This window comes from Granulicatella sp., from assembly GCF_057274575.1.
This window is the reverse complement of the sequence record NZ_DBHISP010000019.1, coordinates 1-16,927: the sequence shown is the minus strand read 5'-3', so window position 1 is coordinate 16,927 and position 16,927 is coordinate 1. Positions and strand designations below refer to the sequence as shown.

Below are 16,927 nucleotides of genomic sequence, written 5' to 3'. Positions count from 1 at the left end.
CCATCGCAATCAGATTTGATAAGGCAGTCGAAATCGCAGCCCCAGTAACACCTAAAGCCGGGAATCCAAACATTCCATAAATCAAAATGGCATTCCCTAACACATTGCAACTATTCGCGATAATATTATTCTTCATTGGAATTTTTGTTTCACCGATTCCTCGTAGTGCCGCAGTTACAGTGAACGATAGTGATTGAAAAATAAAACCAATCGTCACAATCCTGAAGTAATTTACCCCAACATTAATAACCGTCTCATCTGCACCCATCAGCGATAAAATCTCTGGCGCAAAAATCAACATTAAAATCACTGCGGGCATCACACAAAATACCATTGCAAGTATCATTACATGCTTCAAGATACTTCCCATTCGGCTATATTTCTTCGCCCCAAAATACCTAGCAATAATTGCAGTTCCTCCAACATTCAACGCTTGAATCAAACTTAAACCCAGAAACATCGGTTGGTTTGTCATCCCAACTGCAGAAACAGCCGCAGCAGTATCTCCGGGCACCTTCCCAACCATCATCATATCAACCATTCCAAATAACGCCCCGAGAAGCACTTCTACAAACACTGGCCAAACAATCACAAATATATTTTTTCTTAGTTCTTTATTCGTTAGTTGTTGCTCTACTTCCACGCAACCAATCCTCTCACCTTAAAATGTAGTTACTATTTTACACCTGTTTTCTTTTCAAAACAAATAAGCGACAAAAATTTGTCGCTTACATTTCATCTCAAACCTTCCCACTCTTCGTAGAATTGCTCTAGATACATTTCTAAAAATGCATGACGTCCTTTAGCTAATTCCCTACCGTAGTCAGTATTCATTAATTCTTTCAGTTTTAATAGTTTCTCATAGAAATGCATAATCGCAGTGGACTCACCATTGCGATATTCTTCAGGTGTCAACTCCTCACGAGGTTTCAACTCTGGACGATGAATCGGTCTTCCTGTACTTCCGGAGTAACACATTACCCTGGCAATTCCGATGGCACCAATTGCATCTAATCGGTCGGCATCTTGTACTACTTTTCCTTCGAGCGAAAGTTCTTGTTGCTCCTTGTGATTCTTAAACGACATTCTTGTAATGATAGATTCAATAGCATCTATCTGTTCAGAGGTTAGCTCAATAGAAGTTAGAAATTCTTTCAATTCCTTCAATGCAACTGCTGGGTCTTTTACAATCTTATCATCGATAACATCATGAAGGAGCGCTGCTGCTTCGCAAATAAATAAGTCTGCCCCTTCTGCTTGTGCAATCGTCTGTGTCGTATTGACCACTCGTTCAATATGCGACCAATCATGCCCTGAAACATCTGAGCTGAGCACTCTTTTAGCATATTGTTCCATCGCTTTTAATTGTTCTTGCTGCTTCATACTTCCTCTTCCTCAGGATACTTAATTCCCCATTCACGGCGTAAGTCTGTCATGATTTTCATCACATCAACCGTATATTCTAGATGCATGTGGTCTTCTCCTGTATCGATTGTTGCCTCCATATCGAGTACTTCATAGGCTAAGGCATCTAGTCCTAGTTCATCTTCAAAAGTTTCAACATGTCCATCTTCTGTATAAGTAATGATTGCTTTATGAGCTCTTGGATAATCAACAATCTCGATATATCCTTTGTCATATGCAATCACTCCGCGTTTTGGTTGTTTAGCATGGAGCGTCATTGTAACGGTTGCCATTTCTCCAGCGCCATTTGTCAACACGATACCGGCTTGTTCATCCACACCAGTAGGCGCTAATTTCACTTGAGAAACCATTGAACTTGGGGCCTCACTCATGAAATAACGAATACAAGACAGGGCGTATACACCAATATCCAGTAATGCTCCTCCAGCAAGATTGCGATTAAAGAATCGATTCGTCATATCATAATCTTTATAGCTTCCGAAGTTCATTTGAATCATACGAAGGTCCCCAAGATTTTCAGCAGCTTTACTTAATTGTTTGTAGACTGGCATATGGTAAAGCGTCATCGCTTCAGCCAAAACAACATTATTTTCTTTAGCGAGTTGCAATGCTTCTTCTAATTCTTCACTGTTTAACGTAATAGCCTTTTCACACAATACATGTTTCCCTGCTGCTAAGGCTTTTCTTAAATAGTGAATATGCGTGTTATGCGGAGTAGAAATATAAATAATATCCACTGCTGGATCCGTAAAGACCTCATCAATCTTGTTATATACTTTTTCAATGCCGTATTTTTCTGCAAATTTCACAGCATTTGTATAGGTGCGGTTTGCAACTCCATAGAGTTTTCCGTTCAGTGATTCTAGTGCTACCGCTAGTTCATTAGCAATAACACCTGTCCCGATAGTGACCCAATTCTTTGTTACTTTTTGTTGCATACAATGCACCTCCAAAATTCATTACTTTAATGATAACTGCCACGGTGTGAAAACTCAACTCTAGCGTAAAAAAGCTAGACCGGAGCCTAGCTTAATGGGTTACAATAAATTGCTTAATTAGTTGGATTAGTTGTTTTTGTTGTTCCTCTGCAGTCATTGTAGCAGTGCCATCGCCATTTTGCTGACCATAAAGTCCAAAGCCACTATGATTTCCACCTTCAATCGTTGTATAGGTTGTAGCCTCCGGCAACCTTGACTTAGCCTCCTCATATTTATCCTGATTCAAAATTTTATCATTCGAAGCTGTAATTGACAATACAGGAATTTGTGTTCCACTAATATCCGTACTCTTATCCGGATAACTTGCAAGCAAGATTAATCCATCAACTTTATTTATTTCTTCTAGATGTTTCGCTTCAACTGCCGACACAACTCCCCCCAGAGAATGTCCTCCAATAAACACTTTATCCAAGTGCTCTTCTTTCACGATAGTGGCCATCGTCCCATTATCCAATACCGGTAGATTTAACTGAGAGGAAATAATGTACACTTCGATTCCTTCTTTAGCTAAGCCGTCTGCTAATTTCGCATAAGCTTGTGGTTCAACTAAAGCACCCGTATAGAATAGAAGCGTCCCTTTCTTTTCTCCAGTCACTTCAAAATGAGTCCAATTATTTTTCTGCTCAAATGCAGCAACATTCCACGTTTCTTTCGCCTCAGGTGTTGCTCGATAGGTAAATATTTGAATCAAACCTAACGCCAACAAAATCACTGCAAATAGGACCCCAAATACTCCGTACATGATTTTTCTTTGTTTTGTCATTTGTCATCTCTTCTCTCTATAAACCTTACTACTATTAGGATACTACAACTGTTTGCAAAAAAACAATACGCCAAATGCAAGTTATACCGTATACGGTATAACTTAATTTTTAAAATCGAAAATTTCATGAGCAAGTTATTTGTCATTTTAATATTAAAGTGTATACTGAACTTATAAAACAAGAAAGAAGGAATCATTATGTATCCATTATATAATAGCCAAATTAAACTAAATGAGGTTGCGTTAAACGTTAACCATCTATCGCAAGAAACTGAATTTTACACGAAAAGACTCGGTCTCCAAATCTTAAGTCAATCTGAGTCTGAGGTTTTACTAGGTGTTGGTTCTAGTCCACTCATCCGTCTTATTCAAACGAATATCGATAAAAGCGTTAAAGAAAGTTACGGATTGTATCATCTAGCCATTCTTCTACCTACGAGAGAGGCTCTTGGAGATTTTCTTAGACATGTAGTCCACACTTCTCTTCCACTTGTTGGCGCTGCTAACCACGGTTATAGTGAAGCGATTTATCTCGAAGATTTCGAAGGAAATGGAATCGAAGTGTACCATGATAAACCTGTTGAAGAATGGGATATTCGAGAAGATGGTCGTATTATTGGTGTGACTGAAGAGATGCCTGGTCAAGAAATCTATGAACTCGGTCATGATAAAGTCCCTTATCAAATGCCCGAAGGTACACGTATGGGACACGTCCATCTCTCTACTAGAAATTCAAAAGAATCACTGGAATATTTAACAACTCTTCTTCCAGTAGCAGATAAGTTCTCAGTACCTTCAGGAAGTTGGATTGCTTCTGGTGATTATCACCATCACCTTGCCGTTAATCAATGGGGAGGCAGTCACCTAGATATCCGCGTTAAAAATATCCCTGGCCTTGCCTATTATACCGTTGAAGTGAATGATGCTTCAGTTTTCAATGAAATCCTTCAAAAAGCAACTGTTCTAGCAAGTTCTGTTGATAAACGAAATGAGAAAGAAGTTGATATTACAGATAACAATGGGATTACCGTTCGTGTAACATTAAAACCTTAAAAACAACCAAAAAGGTGGATGCAATGCATCCACCTTTTTACAATTCAGATTAATTTTCTGCTTCGGCTTGTTTCTTACGTTTATTGGCTTTTTCACGTTCGCCTTTATTTAGAATTTGTTTTCTTAAACGAATTGTTTCTGGAGTAACTTCGCAGTATTCATCGTCTGATAAAAATTCTAACGACTCTTCAAGAGATAGTTTCTTAGGAGTCTTAATCACTGAAGTTTGGTCTTTCGTAGCTGAACGAATATTCGTTTGTTGTTTTGCTTTCGTAATATTAACCGCTAAGTCATTTTCACGAGAGTGTTCCCCAACGATCATTCCTTCGTAAATTTCAGTACCTGGTTCAGTGAAAATCACACCACGGTCTTCAACACCCATAATTCCGTAAGTCGTTGCTTTACCTGTATCCGTTGAAACAAGTGCCCCATTACGGCGTCCACCGATGCTTGTTGGAATGTATGGTAAGTATTGATCGAATGTGTGGTTCATAATTCCGTAACCACGTGTCATTGATAAGAATTCAGTTGTATATCCTAATAATCCACGAGCTGGAACTAAGAAGACAATACGAACTTGTCCATTATCGTTATGTTGCATGTCTTGCATTTCACCTTTACGATTACTTAATGATTCGATAATTGAACCCATGTATTCTTCAGGAGTATCGATTTGTACACGTTCAAATGGTTCACATTTTACGCCATCAATTTCTTTGATAATTACTTCTGGACGAGATACTTGTAACTCAAATCCTTCACGACGCATGTTTTCGATTAAGATTGACAAGTGTAATTCCCCACGTCCTGATACAATCCATGCATCTGGTGAATCCGTTGGTTCTACTTTTAAAGATACGTCTGTTTGTAATTCACGCATTAGACGTTCTTCAATCTTACGCGCTGTAACGAACTTCCCTTCGCGTCCTGCAAATGGCGAATTGTTTGTCAAGAATGTCATTTGTAATGTTGGTTCATCAATGTGTAATACTGGCAGGCTTTCTTGTGTATCTACTGGTGTTACTGTTTCTCCAACGAAGATATCTTCCATACCAGATATAGCAATTAAATCCCCTGCTTTTGCTTCATTGATTTCTAAACGATTTAATCCGAAGAAACCAAATAATTTTGTAACACGGAAGTTTTTCTTTGTTCCATCTAATTTTAGAAGAGATACTTGGTCCCCAACTTTGATAGTTCCACGGAAGACACGTCCGATACCGATACGTCCTACATATTCATTATAGTCTAATAATGACACTTGGAATTGTAATGGTTCGTCTGAGTTATCCACTGGAGCAGGAATGTGTTCGATAATCGTATCAAATAAGTAATCCATTGTTTCTTCTTGATCTGCAGGATTATCAGATAAACTTGAAGTTCCGTTTAATGCTGAAGCATAAACTACTGGGAATTCTAATTGATCATCATCCGCACCTAATTCGATGAATAATTCTAATACTTCATCAACTACTTCTTCTGGACGAGCAGCGTCACGATCGATTTTGTTTACTACAACGATTGGTGTTAAATGTTGTTCTAACGCTTTTTTCAATACAAAACGAGTTTGAGGCATTGTACCTTCATACGCATCCACTACAAGAATTACACCGTCTACCATTTTCATGATACGTTCTACTTCTCCACCGAAGTCTGCGTGTCCTGGTGTATCCATAATATTGATTCGAGTTCCTTTATATTGAACAGCTGTATTTTTCGCTAAAATAGTAATACCGCGTTCACGTTCGATATCGTTTGAGTCCATTGCTCGTTCTGATAATTCTGTACGTGCATCTAAAGTATCTGATTGTTTTAATAATTCATCCACAAGTGTTGTTTTACCATGGTCAACGTGGGCGATAATAGCAATATTGCGAATATCATTTCTTAATTTCATGTATTTCCTCCATTGATTGACAAAATGAAAGTGATGGAATCTGAACGCTAAAAGAGCCCTTCCATCACCTTAACTTCTTCTCTTAACTCAAAAAGTATACTACAAAAACGCTATAAACTCAAAAGATAAAACACAATGGGCATCCCTAACTTATATTTGTTAAGATAAGATGCCCATTCTATTTTTAGTTATTTTGCTTCAAACCAGTTGTCCCCTACATTACTATCTGCTCGTAGTGGAACTTTCAGACTGACGGCATTTTCCATGACTTCTTCTACTAAACTTTGAAGACTTTCTAATTCATCTTGTGGCACTTCAAAAATCAATTCATCGTGCACTTGTAATAATAGGTTTGCTTTAAATTGACGTTCCCTCATTTCACGATCTAATTCAATCATCGCCATCTTCAAAATATCCGCGGCGCTTCCTTGAATTGGTGAGTTCATCGCTGTACGCTCTGCGAATGAACGTAAATTAAAGTTACTTGAATGGATATCTGGCAGGTAGCGACGACGGTGGAATAAGGTTTCCACATAATCTTTCTCACGCGCCTCTTTTACAACAGATTCCATAAAGTCTTTTACCCCTTGAAACTCTTCTAAGTAACGGTCAATAAATTCTTTTGCTCTCTTGCGGGAAATATTCAAGTTTTGAGACAATCCATAATCACTAATTCCATAAACGATTCCAAAGTTCACGGCTTTGGCTTGACGACGCATTTCACTGGTAACATCCTCCGGATTTGTAATACCAAACACACGCATTGCAGTATTAGTATGAATGTCTACGTTATTTTTGAAGGCTTCTATCATATGTTTATCGCCAGCAATATGGGCTAACACACGTAGTTCAATTTGCGAATAGTCACTTGAAAGAATCTTCCAATCATCGTGTTCTGGTAAGAACGCGTAACGGATACGACGGCCTTCTTTTGTACGAATTGGAATGTTTTGTAAGTTTGGATCCACTGAGCTTAGACGACCTGTTTGCGTTAAATTTTGGATGAATCGCGTATGAATCTTACCATCCTCTTGAATATACGCTTGCAATCCTTCTACATACGTTGAATTTAATTTAGCTAATTGACGATATTCTAAAATTAATTCTACGATTGGAGCTTGATGCGCCAATTTTTCCAAAACATCTACCGCAGTTGAATAGCCAGTCTTCGTCTTCTTAATGACTGGTAATCCCATCTTTTCAAATAAGATGACACCGAGTTGTTTGGTCGAATTGATATTAAACTCTTCACCAGCTAGCTCGTAAATTTCTTGTTCGATTTCTTTTAGACGCTCTTCAAATTCTATACCCATCTCAACCAAACGTTCTTTATCAACGCGAATCCCTTGAATTTCCATGCGAGCTAAAATATCGCTCACTGGCAATTCCATTTCCCAATAGAGATGAGTTTGTTCATTTTCTTCAAGGCGTTTCAATAGCTTTTCAGGTGCCACAGCAATCGTATATATTTTTGCAGCTAAATGCTGATTCCAAACCTCTTTATCTTCAGGAATTTGGATTTTAACACCTTTTCCGTAGACTGCTTCGTCACTGGAAAGAATCATCACATCGACACGACGGGCTACGTCACTAATTTCTTTCACGATATCATTTGTATCCACTAAATACGCAAGAAGAGACACATCATAATTGGCACCTTTTAAGTCGAGGCCGAAGCGGTGCGCAAGTACTTTTGCTGCTTTTGTATCAAATAAATGTTTCTCAACAGACGCATCGGAAAGCCATTTCTTGAAGGCTTCTGAAGCAACTGCCGTATCTAAATCCGTCACGAAAACATCCTTTTCATTTCCAAAGGCAACGGCAATCACTTCTGCCACATGATAATTCGCTTCAAGGGTCTCAAAATGCACACTTGTTGCACTTTTAAGCATTTTTTCGGTAATCTCTGCTACACTCTCTACATTTGGGCGATCAACTTTTAAAGTGTCTTCAACTGTCGTAGCGCCCGAATTTTGCAGGTCGGATTGGAAAGAATTGAAGTTCATTTCCTTATAGAACGACATCAATGCATCCACATCTTGTTCCTTGCGAAGTGTATCTTCCAATGTAATTTTGATTGGCGACTTTACATTAATGCGCGCTAGTTTCTTACTTAAAAAAGCCAACTCTTTATCATTAATTAAGTTTTCTTTCAACTTGCTCTTTTTCATTTCATCGACATGTTCGTAGATTCCTTCTACACTTCCAAACTCTTGAAGAAGCTTCACAGCTGTCTTTTCACCGACTTTTGTAACACCAGGATAGTTATCGGAAGAGTCTCCCATTAATCCCTTCATGTCAATAATTTGTTCAGGTGTTAATCCATATTTTTCGAAAATCACTTCAGGAGTATATTCGACCAGTTCAGTCACTCCCTTTGTCGTTATTTTCACAGTGATATTATTGTCTGCAAGCTGAATTAAGTCTTTATCTCCTGAAAGAACTACGACTTCATATCCTGCTTCTTCCCCTTTTCTTGCAAGAGTGCCGATTATGTCATCCGCTTCATATTGATTTAATCGATAATGAGGAATTCCCCATGCATCTAAAAGCACATTAAAATAAGGCATCTGTTCAATAAATTCCCCTGGAGTTTTCGAACGTCCTCCTTTATAATCTGCATACATTTCTGTACGGAAAGTTGTCTTTCCAGCATCCCATGCTACAAGTACATGTGTTGGTTTTTCAGAGTCTAAAATGGATTTAAACATACGGTGAAATGAATAGAGTGCGTTTGTATGTAAGCCATTGGAATTTTTAAAACGATTTAAATCTAAAATTGAGAAAAATGCGCGGAATGCTATGCTACTTCCGTCTACAAGTAATAATTTTTGTTTTACCATAATATGCCTCCTAATAAGTCATTATCAGTGTAACAAATAAACAAACTTGTGAACACTAAAAAGAGCTTTCTGATGATATCCGTAAATAGATTTTAATGGTGAGTCCCCACTATGAAGCCTTTAGTTTTAAGTATTTACCGTAATTAAAAACAGTAAACCAAATGATTTACTGTTTCTTTGATAAATTATATTTCATCTCGAACGGTTTATAATACTTTTTCTAAAACGACAGCTTTCCCATGTTCGTTTTCTTTTTCAATTCCAATTTCTGTAAAACCGCATTTTTCCCAAAATCTTTTACTTTGAGGATTTCCTTTCATATAAGCCAGTCTTACTTTAATAAACCCTTCTTCTCTAAAAGCTGTTAAAATCTCATTAATAATACGGCTTCCCTTTCCTTGTCCAGACTCTTTACAATCCATCATAAAAAGTCCAATATAGATAGTTTCTTTTGTTGGAAAAGATACAATGAAATCCATAATAGCAACTAATCTTTTGTCCTTAAAGAAGCCTATGTAAAATTTATCATCCCTATTTTTACCTTCTGGAAGAGCTTGTAAATCATTTAATACAGAATGTTTACTAGGTTTTGGCGGACAATAGTTAAAATACAATTGATTTCCATTTTCTAAATCCAAAATCAGAGATGCATCATTCTCCCCCATCCTTCTAATGTTATAAACTGTAGATAAACTACTTAAATCCATCTAAACACCTCCAGAAATCCTCTTCTATTAATATTTTATCCATTTCGACTCTTTTAAACGAAATATACATGCATACTTTCCTACCGATTGTTTATAAAAAAGCCTGGCTTTCTGCCAAGCTTTTTGTTCAATTTAGTTTTGTGTTGGAGAAGTATTCGATAATAGTTTTTCATATGCAAATTCATATTTTTGTACATCTCCTGCTCCCATAAAGACAATCACAGCATCTTTATATGAAAGAAGTGGAGAAACATTTTCAAGTGGTAATACTTTCGCTCCACCTTTTACTAATTTTGCTAAATCTTCAATAGAAACATCACCCGCTTCTTCACGAACAGATGCAAATATTTCACATAGGTAAACGTGGTCCGCTAGAGATAATACTGAAGCAAACTCCTCTAAAAGTGCGATTGTTCTCGTAAAAGTATGAGGTTGGAAGACAGCTACTACTTCTTTATCAGGATACTTTTGTCGAGCAGCATCTAATGTAGCACGAATCTCAGATGGATGGTGTGCATAGTCATCAATAACAGTTACGCCATTAATAACTTTTTCAGAAAAGCGACGTTTTACGCCACTAAATGTTCGAAACTGTTGAGCGAGTTCATTTGGATCTAATTGATTTAAATAGTAGAAAGCGATAATTGCAAGTGCATTTAAGATGTTATGGTCTCCGTAAGTAGGAATGTAAAAATGACCATATAATTCACCGTGAATATACGCATCAAAATAACTTCCTGCTTTCTCTTTACGAATGTTTTTAGCAATTACATCATTATTTTCACCAACACCATAATAGGTTACAGGAACAATAGCCTCTAGTGTACGAAGTCTTTCATCATCACCACAAGCAATAATTCCTTTTTTCACTTGTTTTCCAAAGGCTTCAAAGGCACTTTGTACATCATCGATATCCGTATAATAATCTGGGTGGTCAAAATCGATATTCGTCATAATAGCGTAATCTGGTCGGTAAGCCATAAAATGACGTTTATATTCACAAGCTTCTAATACAAAGTGTTCTGAACTTTCAACTCCTTTACCAGTTCCATCTCCAATAAGATAACTTGTTGGTTCCATTCCACTTAATACGTGGGCTAACAAACCTGTTGTGCTCGTTTTTCCGTGAGAACCTGTAATAGCAACACTCTTATAATTTTTCAACAATTCGCCTAAAAATTTATGGTATCGAATAACTTCTATTCCTTTTTCGCGAGCGGCAACTAATTCTTCATGGCTATCTGGAAATGCATTACCTGCAATCACAATTTGTCCTTCTTTAATATTAGAGGCACTAAAAGGTAGTAAAGGAATCCCCGCTTCTTCAAGTCCTCTTTGTGTGAAGAAATACTCTTCTAAATCAGAGCCTTGCACTTTATATCCTTCACCATGCAGAACTAACGCTAGTGCGCTCATTCCGGAGCCTTTAATTCCTGTAAAATGATAAATCTTGCTTTTATCCATTCTATCTCCTCACTTTTCTACTACTATTTTTGGGGATGACCATAAGGTAAATGGCGTTCCTGCTGTTCTTGTTCCATAATCATCGATAATGATTTCTTCATCGCGCGTCTTTGTTTTCTCGTTAGTGGTTTTTCCGGCGCTTTTCGTCTTTCAACTTTTGTCTCCGGTAACCCTTCTAATAAAGACTCTTGCACAACTTCAACGTCAGATTCTTGTTTGCGTTTAAAGGCTGGAACATAGCCTTTAGTTGAGAAAATTTGACTTTGTACTGGCTTCTCATGAGAGGTATCATTATACTCTTTCAAGCGTTTTTCAATCGTGTCTTCTTGTTCATCTACCGACACCAACAAAGACTCTTCCTTCGCAAATAAAATTAAGTCTGTACTATTCGGCAACAACTCTTTTTCTAATTCACGGTAAGAAATTTTTGGCTCGACCTCTTTTTCCAAGCATCTCGTACTAGATGGCACCGTACTTGGTTTAAAGGGTTTTCGTTGATTCGTGTTCAAATAAGTAGTCCAATCCACACGCGGTTTATATTTTTGATGACCTTCTGTTGCTTTTTCCTTAAATGAACGGAATTGCGCTGGTAATTGATGCTCTTCTTTTTCAAATGGTTGTAAAAGCGCTGCATCAGGTTGCTCATCAAATGGTAAGGATTCATGTGGAGTCTCTTCTTTTCTAGTTGCATCAATTCGCGTCATTTCTTCGACGACTTGATCTTCAAAACTTTGGCCTTGCTTCAAGTAGTTTGGAAAAGTAGACTTTTCACGTCTTGATTGCAAAGAAGCGAATGAATCGTTTTTCTCGTTAAATGGTTCATTCATGACTCCACATCCTCCTTTATTGTAAGTTTAATGATTTAAATGGCGTCCCTACTGGAGTCGCATCATCTAATACTAAGATTCCTTTTTTCGCTGGTGCGTTTTCTAAGCCTAATTCACGCGCTGAGCAAAGCATTCCGTGACTTGCAACCCCACGTAATTCTCCAGCCCAAATGATGGCACCACTTGGCATTACTGTACCAGGTTTAGCAACAACAACTTTTTGACCTGCTTTTACGTTAGGTGCTCCGCAGACGATTTGTAACACTTCAGAGTCACTTACTCGAGTCATTGTTACATGTAGGTGGTCAGAATCTTCATGATCCACACAACTTTCAACGTATCCAACAACTAATGCATCTTCAGGTGTTAAATCTAAAGTGGAAACATCAAACCCAGCTTTTTCAATCAATCCTTTTACAACTTCTTGTTGCTGGGGAGTTAAGACTTGTTGTCCGTCTTCTTCAAATGAAATCTCTTCAGAAATCTTTTCAATATTATAGCCTAGAACTTCTTTAGACTCACGAACAAAGACTTGAGTCACATTTCCTTTTTTCTCATATTCGACGTCATAGCGGCTTGCAGTTCCGCTTGTTAATAATAACGTATCGCCGATTCCCTTTTTGTTATAAAAACTTAACCACATATATTGTACCTCTTTATTCTTAATTTGTTCTTCCGTCTAAAATAGTGTTCACTGTGCTACGGTCTAATGCACGAATTGTTTGGATAACCATTTCGCGTGCTGCTTCGTAGTCTTTAATTGAGAACATTGTTTGGTGTGTATGGATATAACGAGCACATACCCCAATAACCGCACTTGGAACCCCTTGATTCATTAAGTGCGCTTTACCAGCATCTGTTCCACCTTGTGAAACAAAGTATTGGAACGGAATGTTATGTGTTAATGCAGTATCTTCTAGGAATTCTTTCATACGAGGAAGAGTCACCATACCTGGGTCTAAAATACGTAATAAGAATCCTTGATCTAAGTGCCCAAATGTTTCTTTCGAACCATTAATATCGTCTGCTGCTGAGCAGTCTACCGCAAAGAATAAATCAGGATTGAACTTCGTCACACTTGGACCTGTCCCACGTAATCCGACTTCCTCTTGCACGTTTGCTCCAGCGATTAATGTGTTTGGTAATTTCTCATCTTTAACAGCTTTTAACGCTTCAAGAACCACTGTACATCCATAACGGTTATCCCATGATTTAGAAATCATGCGTTTCTTATTTGCAGTCCAAATAGTTTCTACATCTGGAACGATTGTATCGCCAGGACGGCAACCATATTCAAGTGCCTCTTCACGTGAAGTGAATCCGGCATCGAATAAAATATCGGTTACTTTCACAGCAGATTGTTGACCACCAGCTGCGCGTAAAAGATGTGGTGGGATTGAAGAAGAAATAATTGGATAGTCTCCATTACGAGTTAATAAAGTAAAACGTTGTGCTGAAACCACGTATGGGTTCCATCCACCTAAAGGACTTACTTTAAACATTCCGTTTGGAGTGATAGTTGTTACCATGAAACCAACTTCGTCCATGTGTGCTGCAATCATAATGCGTGGTGCATCTTCTTCTTTGCTATCACGAACTCCAAAAATACCGCCAAGACCATCTTGTTCAATACGGTCTACTAATGGTGTTAATTCGTTTCTCATGAATTCACGAATACGGCCCTCATGCCCACTCGTTCCTTTCATTTCTGTTAACGTTTTGATTAATTGTTCTGTATGAGCTTCCATTGTATCCTCTTCTTTCCTACTTCTATAAAACATCTTATAAACGCGCCAAAAGCTGGAGGACCTCCAGCTTTCTTTGATTAACCAATTTTGTATAAATCAATAACGGCTCCTGTTTTTGCATCTGCATAAAATTCATATTGGACTAGTTCATTATCTTCCTTACGAGTAACCCCGCCATAATAAACTTCTCCATAAAATTCTGGGCTATCCACGAATACAGGTTCCATCTCAATCCAAGAGCCTTCGATAGTACCTACTACTTGAAATAATTTACGTACATTTTGAACAATAACATCTCCGTTGACATTTCTGCGTTCAAACCATTTTGAAGTGACCCATGCTCCGATAACAGCACCTGCTGCTAGTAGAAAACTTGCACCTTTGAAACTATTTTTCGATTCCATATGAATCAGGCTCCTTTATTTGTTATTCAGGTTGTTTAAAGCTTTTCTATCCTGTGGGAAAATCACTTCCACACGATAAATTGGATGACCTTTTGCTGAAAATTTCTCTTCATATTCTGTCATCACATTTCCTGGAAATTCCACTTGATGTAAATCTAACCAAACTTGTTTTAACACAAGTCCGAATTGTGAGAATGACGCTAAGCTGTATTCAAACAAGCCCCGGTTATCTGTCTTAAAGTGTAATTCTCCAAATGGTGGTAATACTTTTTCATATCCAACTAAGAAACTTTCATGAGTCAATCGACGTTTCGCATGACGTTTCTTTGGCCATGGATCTGAGAAGTTCAAGTAAATTTGATCTACTTCTCCATCGTCGAAGTAGTCCGTTACTTGTCCACCGTTCACATGTAATAATTGTAGGTTTGGAACATCTGCTAAAAGAGCTTTCTCAAGAGCGACTACAAGGACGCTTTCTTGAATTTCAATTCCAATATAGTTAATGTTTGGGTTTTGACGAGCCATACCGCTCACGAATTGGCCTTTCCCTGAACCAATCTCGATATGAATTGGATTGCTATTGCCAAAACGTTCATGCCATCTTCCCTTCCATTGCGCTGGATCTTGGATGACCATTTCTGGGTGAGCTGCTAAAGCATTTTTTGCCCAAGGTTTATTTCTTAATCTCAAAGTCTAACTCCTGTCTATTCTTCTGTGGTTTTTCCAATACGATTATTATAAATCGATTTCACCAAAAGAATTTTCTCGTTCATTTCAAGATAACGTCCCTCGAAGTGCGTTTTCTTAATATAATTCAAGCAATTCATTAGAGCATACCATTCAATTCGTTGGTAAATATTTGTAGACAGTTGTAAGCCATACATATCTAACCATTCACCCCATTGATGAACCGGAATGTACTGCGTCAAAATCATCGTCAAATCAGAAACTGGATCGGCAAGACGAACCATTTCCCAGTCAACTAGGTAAAGCTTCTCATCTTCAGATAACATGAAGTTACGACGATCAAGATCCCCGTGACAAACCGTTTTTCCAACTTCGCTAACAAGAGGAATTGTTTCAATTAAGTAATTTAATACTTCGTTTAAGAAACGATGGGTTTGTAATCCTGACTGTAAATTATTTAAATATTCATCGATGAATTTTTGAGTGCTATACTCTTCCCCTTGAATCTGTTGTAACATTTGTAAAAGATTTGGGGATTGGTGAATCTGTTTTAACAGCTCAATGACTTCGACGGACCCCATTTCTTCCTTAGTGAGGGATCTTCCAGACAACCATTCTTGAGCTGTAATGACATCACCATTACCCGCACGTTTGGTCCATATTAACTTAGGAGTGATACCTTCACCCGATAGCACCGCTAAAAACGGTGAAGCATTTCTCTTTAGAAATACACGTTCATGGTCTTTTACTCCCATGTACGCTTGACCGGTGTCCCCACCAATTGGATGGAGATCCCATCCTGAGTCCATGTTATATTCCATCTATTCCATCCCTAACGACAAATTCTGTTTCCTTCAATAAATCTATTCTTTTATTTTATGGTTTTATGCTATTTGAGTCAAGTTTGTGTGCTACTTTTAGCCTACAAACTTAAATTTTTCTTCTCTTCTTAAGAAATCGATACCGTAAATAAAACTGTGTAAATAAAATTCCAAAAATCGGATAGAAAACAATTCCTACTAACCCAATCAATTCACGCATGCCAATCGCAGAAGAAATACCAATCACAATCCCAGAAACCACCATTGTTAACATAAGCACTGATAAATCATCTTGAAGACGTGTGTTGCTATCTACAAGAGAGGCAAAATGACTATTTTGTGTATTCGCGCTTTGAATCACTCCTACAAGTTGGAATCCTAAAAGCATCATAAGTAACGCGTTTACAATAAAGTTCCAATAATACGGCTGTGAGAATAACGCCACTACAAAGCCCACGACTGCCAGTTGTAATAATAAACTCATGTATTGACTTGTTCTAATGACCGTACGACTTACTAAATAGCGATGCCCACTAGGTTGATTCCCAACAAGCATCTTCAATACGCCATCGAGATAAGTTCGACGATGTGCGTGAGGCTTATGCAACATTGGTACATCGACAAATAAGGCAAATAAACGATAAATACGTTGTTGCCTTTCTAATTCCATTTCAATCATTTTATCAAATTGGTACATAAACGCTGCTTTTCCATAATATTGTTCGACAAAGATACTTAGAAGTACTGGAACGACTAATAATACAATTGACCAACTTTCAGAAATCCATAAAAACATTCCAAAGAAGTTCGTTACTGCAATCATGTAAATACCGAGTTTTTCCATCCATGTAAAATGAAGTACTCCACGGTAAGCGTATTTCGTACAACGGAATAATAAGTCTTTAAAGAAAACTTGTAATAGGAATAATTTAACAAACATACTCAAATTCGTTCCAAAGGCTTGTGCCACAATTGGAAAAATGATTCCTGTCGAAGCCAACATCACAAGTAGCGGAAGCATCCAACTTCGGCGAATGGCTTTTTGTAAATACGCCTTAAAGTCTTGTCCTACTATCGATAAAAAGATTCCATCAGCTGGTTCGAGTAACGTTGCTAACCCACCAAAGAATGGAACACTCGCTAGTAAAGCTCCAAGCAATGCTAACAATGGTAATTCCAACACACGAATCGTTTGAATCCAACTCGAATATTGCACCATGATAAAGCCAAATAAAAAAAATAAAACAATCAAGAAATGGTCATTCAGTACATAACGCATATACTTCATGC

At 37.8% G+C, this 16,927-nt stretch carries 16 protein-coding genes; 1 reads left to right on the top strand and 15 read right to left on the bottom strand.

All coding sequences use genetic code 11. The annotated features are described in order from the left end of the window. From ACO5V7_RS08075 to ACO5V7_RS08060, 4 genes are all read right to left on the bottom strand, one after another. Positions 1-643, bottom strand: a 643-nt coding sequence (locus ACO5V7_RS08075; RefSeq protein WP_485485768.1) for an MATE family efflux transporter, incomplete at its 3' end; no start/stop codon positions are given. Positions 644-735: 92 nt separating this feature from the next. Then, a complete protein-coding gene (locus ACO5V7_RS08070) occupies positions 736-1,383 on the bottom strand; it encodes an HD domain-containing protein (protein WP_485485767.1) in 648 nt (215 codons plus the stop codon). Beyond that, positions 1,380-2,363 carry a Gfo/Idh/MocA family protein gene (locus ACO5V7_RS08065; RefSeq protein ID WP_485485766.1) on the bottom strand — a complete coding sequence of 328 codons (984 nt, stop codon included), beginning with the start codon at positions 2,361-2,363 and terminating at the stop codon, positions 1,380-1,382. The genes ACO5V7_RS08070 and ACO5V7_RS08065 overlap by 4 nt, the downstream gene beginning before the upstream one ends. Positions 2,364-2,454: 91 nt before the next feature. Further along, entirely contained in the window at positions 2,455-3,186 is a 732-nt protein-coding gene (locus tag ACO5V7_RS08060) for an alpha/beta hydrolase (protein WP_485485765.1), read from the bottom strand. A gap of 198 nt (positions 3,187-3,384) precedes the next feature. Between ACO5V7_RS08060 and ACO5V7_RS08055 the strand changes: the two genes are divergently transcribed. Continuing rightward, entirely contained in the window at positions 3,385-4,239 is an 855-nt protein-coding gene (locus tag ACO5V7_RS08055) for a VOC family protein (protein WP_485485764.1), read from the top strand. Between the two features lie 49 nt (positions 4,240-4,288). Here ACO5V7_RS08055 and typA read toward each other — a convergent pair whose 3' ends face one another. From typA to ACO5V7_RS08000, 11 genes are all read right to left on the bottom strand, one after another. Next, positions 4,289-6,136, bottom strand: coding sequence for a translational GTPase TypA (typA, locus tag ACO5V7_RS08050; RefSeq protein WP_485485763.1), 1,848 nt, complete (start codon positions 6,134-6,136; stop codon positions 4,289-4,291). 188 nt (positions 6,137-6,324) lie between these two features. Beyond that, positions 6,325-8,979 (bottom strand): DNA polymerase I, encoded by a 2,655-nt coding sequence (gene polA / locus ACO5V7_RS08045; RefSeq protein ID WP_485485762.1) that lies wholly within the window; start codon positions 8,977-8,979, stop codon positions 6,325-6,327. A 206-nt stretch (positions 8,980-9,185) separates the two neighbouring features. Continuing rightward, positions 9,186-9,686: a GNAT family N-acetyltransferase gene (locus ACO5V7_RS08040; protein ID WP_485485761.1), complete on the bottom strand. Its 501-nt coding sequence runs from the start codon at positions 9,684-9,686 to the stop codon at positions 9,186-9,188. Positions 9,687-9,818: 132 nt separating this feature from the next. After that, positions 9,819-11,150 carry a UDP-N-acetylmuramate--L-alanine ligase gene (gene murC, locus ACO5V7_RS08035; RefSeq protein WP_485485760.1) on the bottom strand — a complete coding sequence of 444 codons (1,332 nt, stop codon included), beginning with the start codon at positions 11,148-11,150 and terminating at the stop codon, positions 9,819-9,821. A gap of 23 nt (positions 11,151-11,173) precedes the next feature. Further along, the gene (locus tag ACO5V7_RS08030; RefSeq protein ID WP_485485759.1) at positions 11,174-11,977 is read right to left on the bottom strand and encodes a hypothetical protein; all 804 of its coding nucleotides are present in this window, start codon (positions 11,975-11,977) and stop codon (positions 11,174-11,176) included. A gap of 16 nt (positions 11,978-11,993) precedes the next feature. Continuing rightward, a complete protein-coding gene (gene ytpR, locus ACO5V7_RS08025; protein WP_485485758.1) occupies positions 11,994-12,620 on the bottom strand; it encodes a YtpR family tRNA-binding protein in 627 nt (208 codons plus the stop codon). Between the two features lie 19 nt (positions 12,621-12,639). Continuing rightward, the gene (gene pepA / locus ACO5V7_RS08020; protein WP_485485757.1) at positions 12,640-13,725 is read right to left on the bottom strand and encodes a glutamyl aminopeptidase; all 1,086 of its coding nucleotides are present in this window, start codon (positions 13,723-13,725) and stop codon (positions 12,640-12,642) included. 77 nt (positions 13,726-13,802) lie between these two features. Further along, positions 13,803-14,129, bottom strand: a complete 327-nt coding sequence (locus ACO5V7_RS08015) for a PepSY domain-containing protein (protein ID WP_048710056.1) — start codon at positions 14,127-14,129, stop codon at positions 13,803-13,805. A gap of 15 nt (positions 14,130-14,144) precedes the next feature. After that, entirely contained in the window at positions 14,145-14,819 is a 675-nt protein-coding gene (gene trmB / locus ACO5V7_RS08010) for a tRNA (guanosine(46)-N7)-methyltransferase TrmB (protein WP_485485756.1), read from the bottom strand. A gap of 14 nt (positions 14,820-14,833) precedes the next feature. Next, positions 14,834-15,637: a phosphotransferase family protein gene (locus ACO5V7_RS08005; RefSeq protein ID WP_485485755.1), complete on the bottom strand. Its 804-nt coding sequence runs from the start codon at positions 15,635-15,637 to the stop codon at positions 14,834-14,836. A gap of 109 nt (positions 15,638-15,746) precedes the next feature. Then, a partial coding sequence (locus ACO5V7_RS08000; protein WP_485485754.1) for an ABC transporter permease occupies positions 15,747-16,927 on the bottom strand: 1,181 nt, incomplete at its 5' end.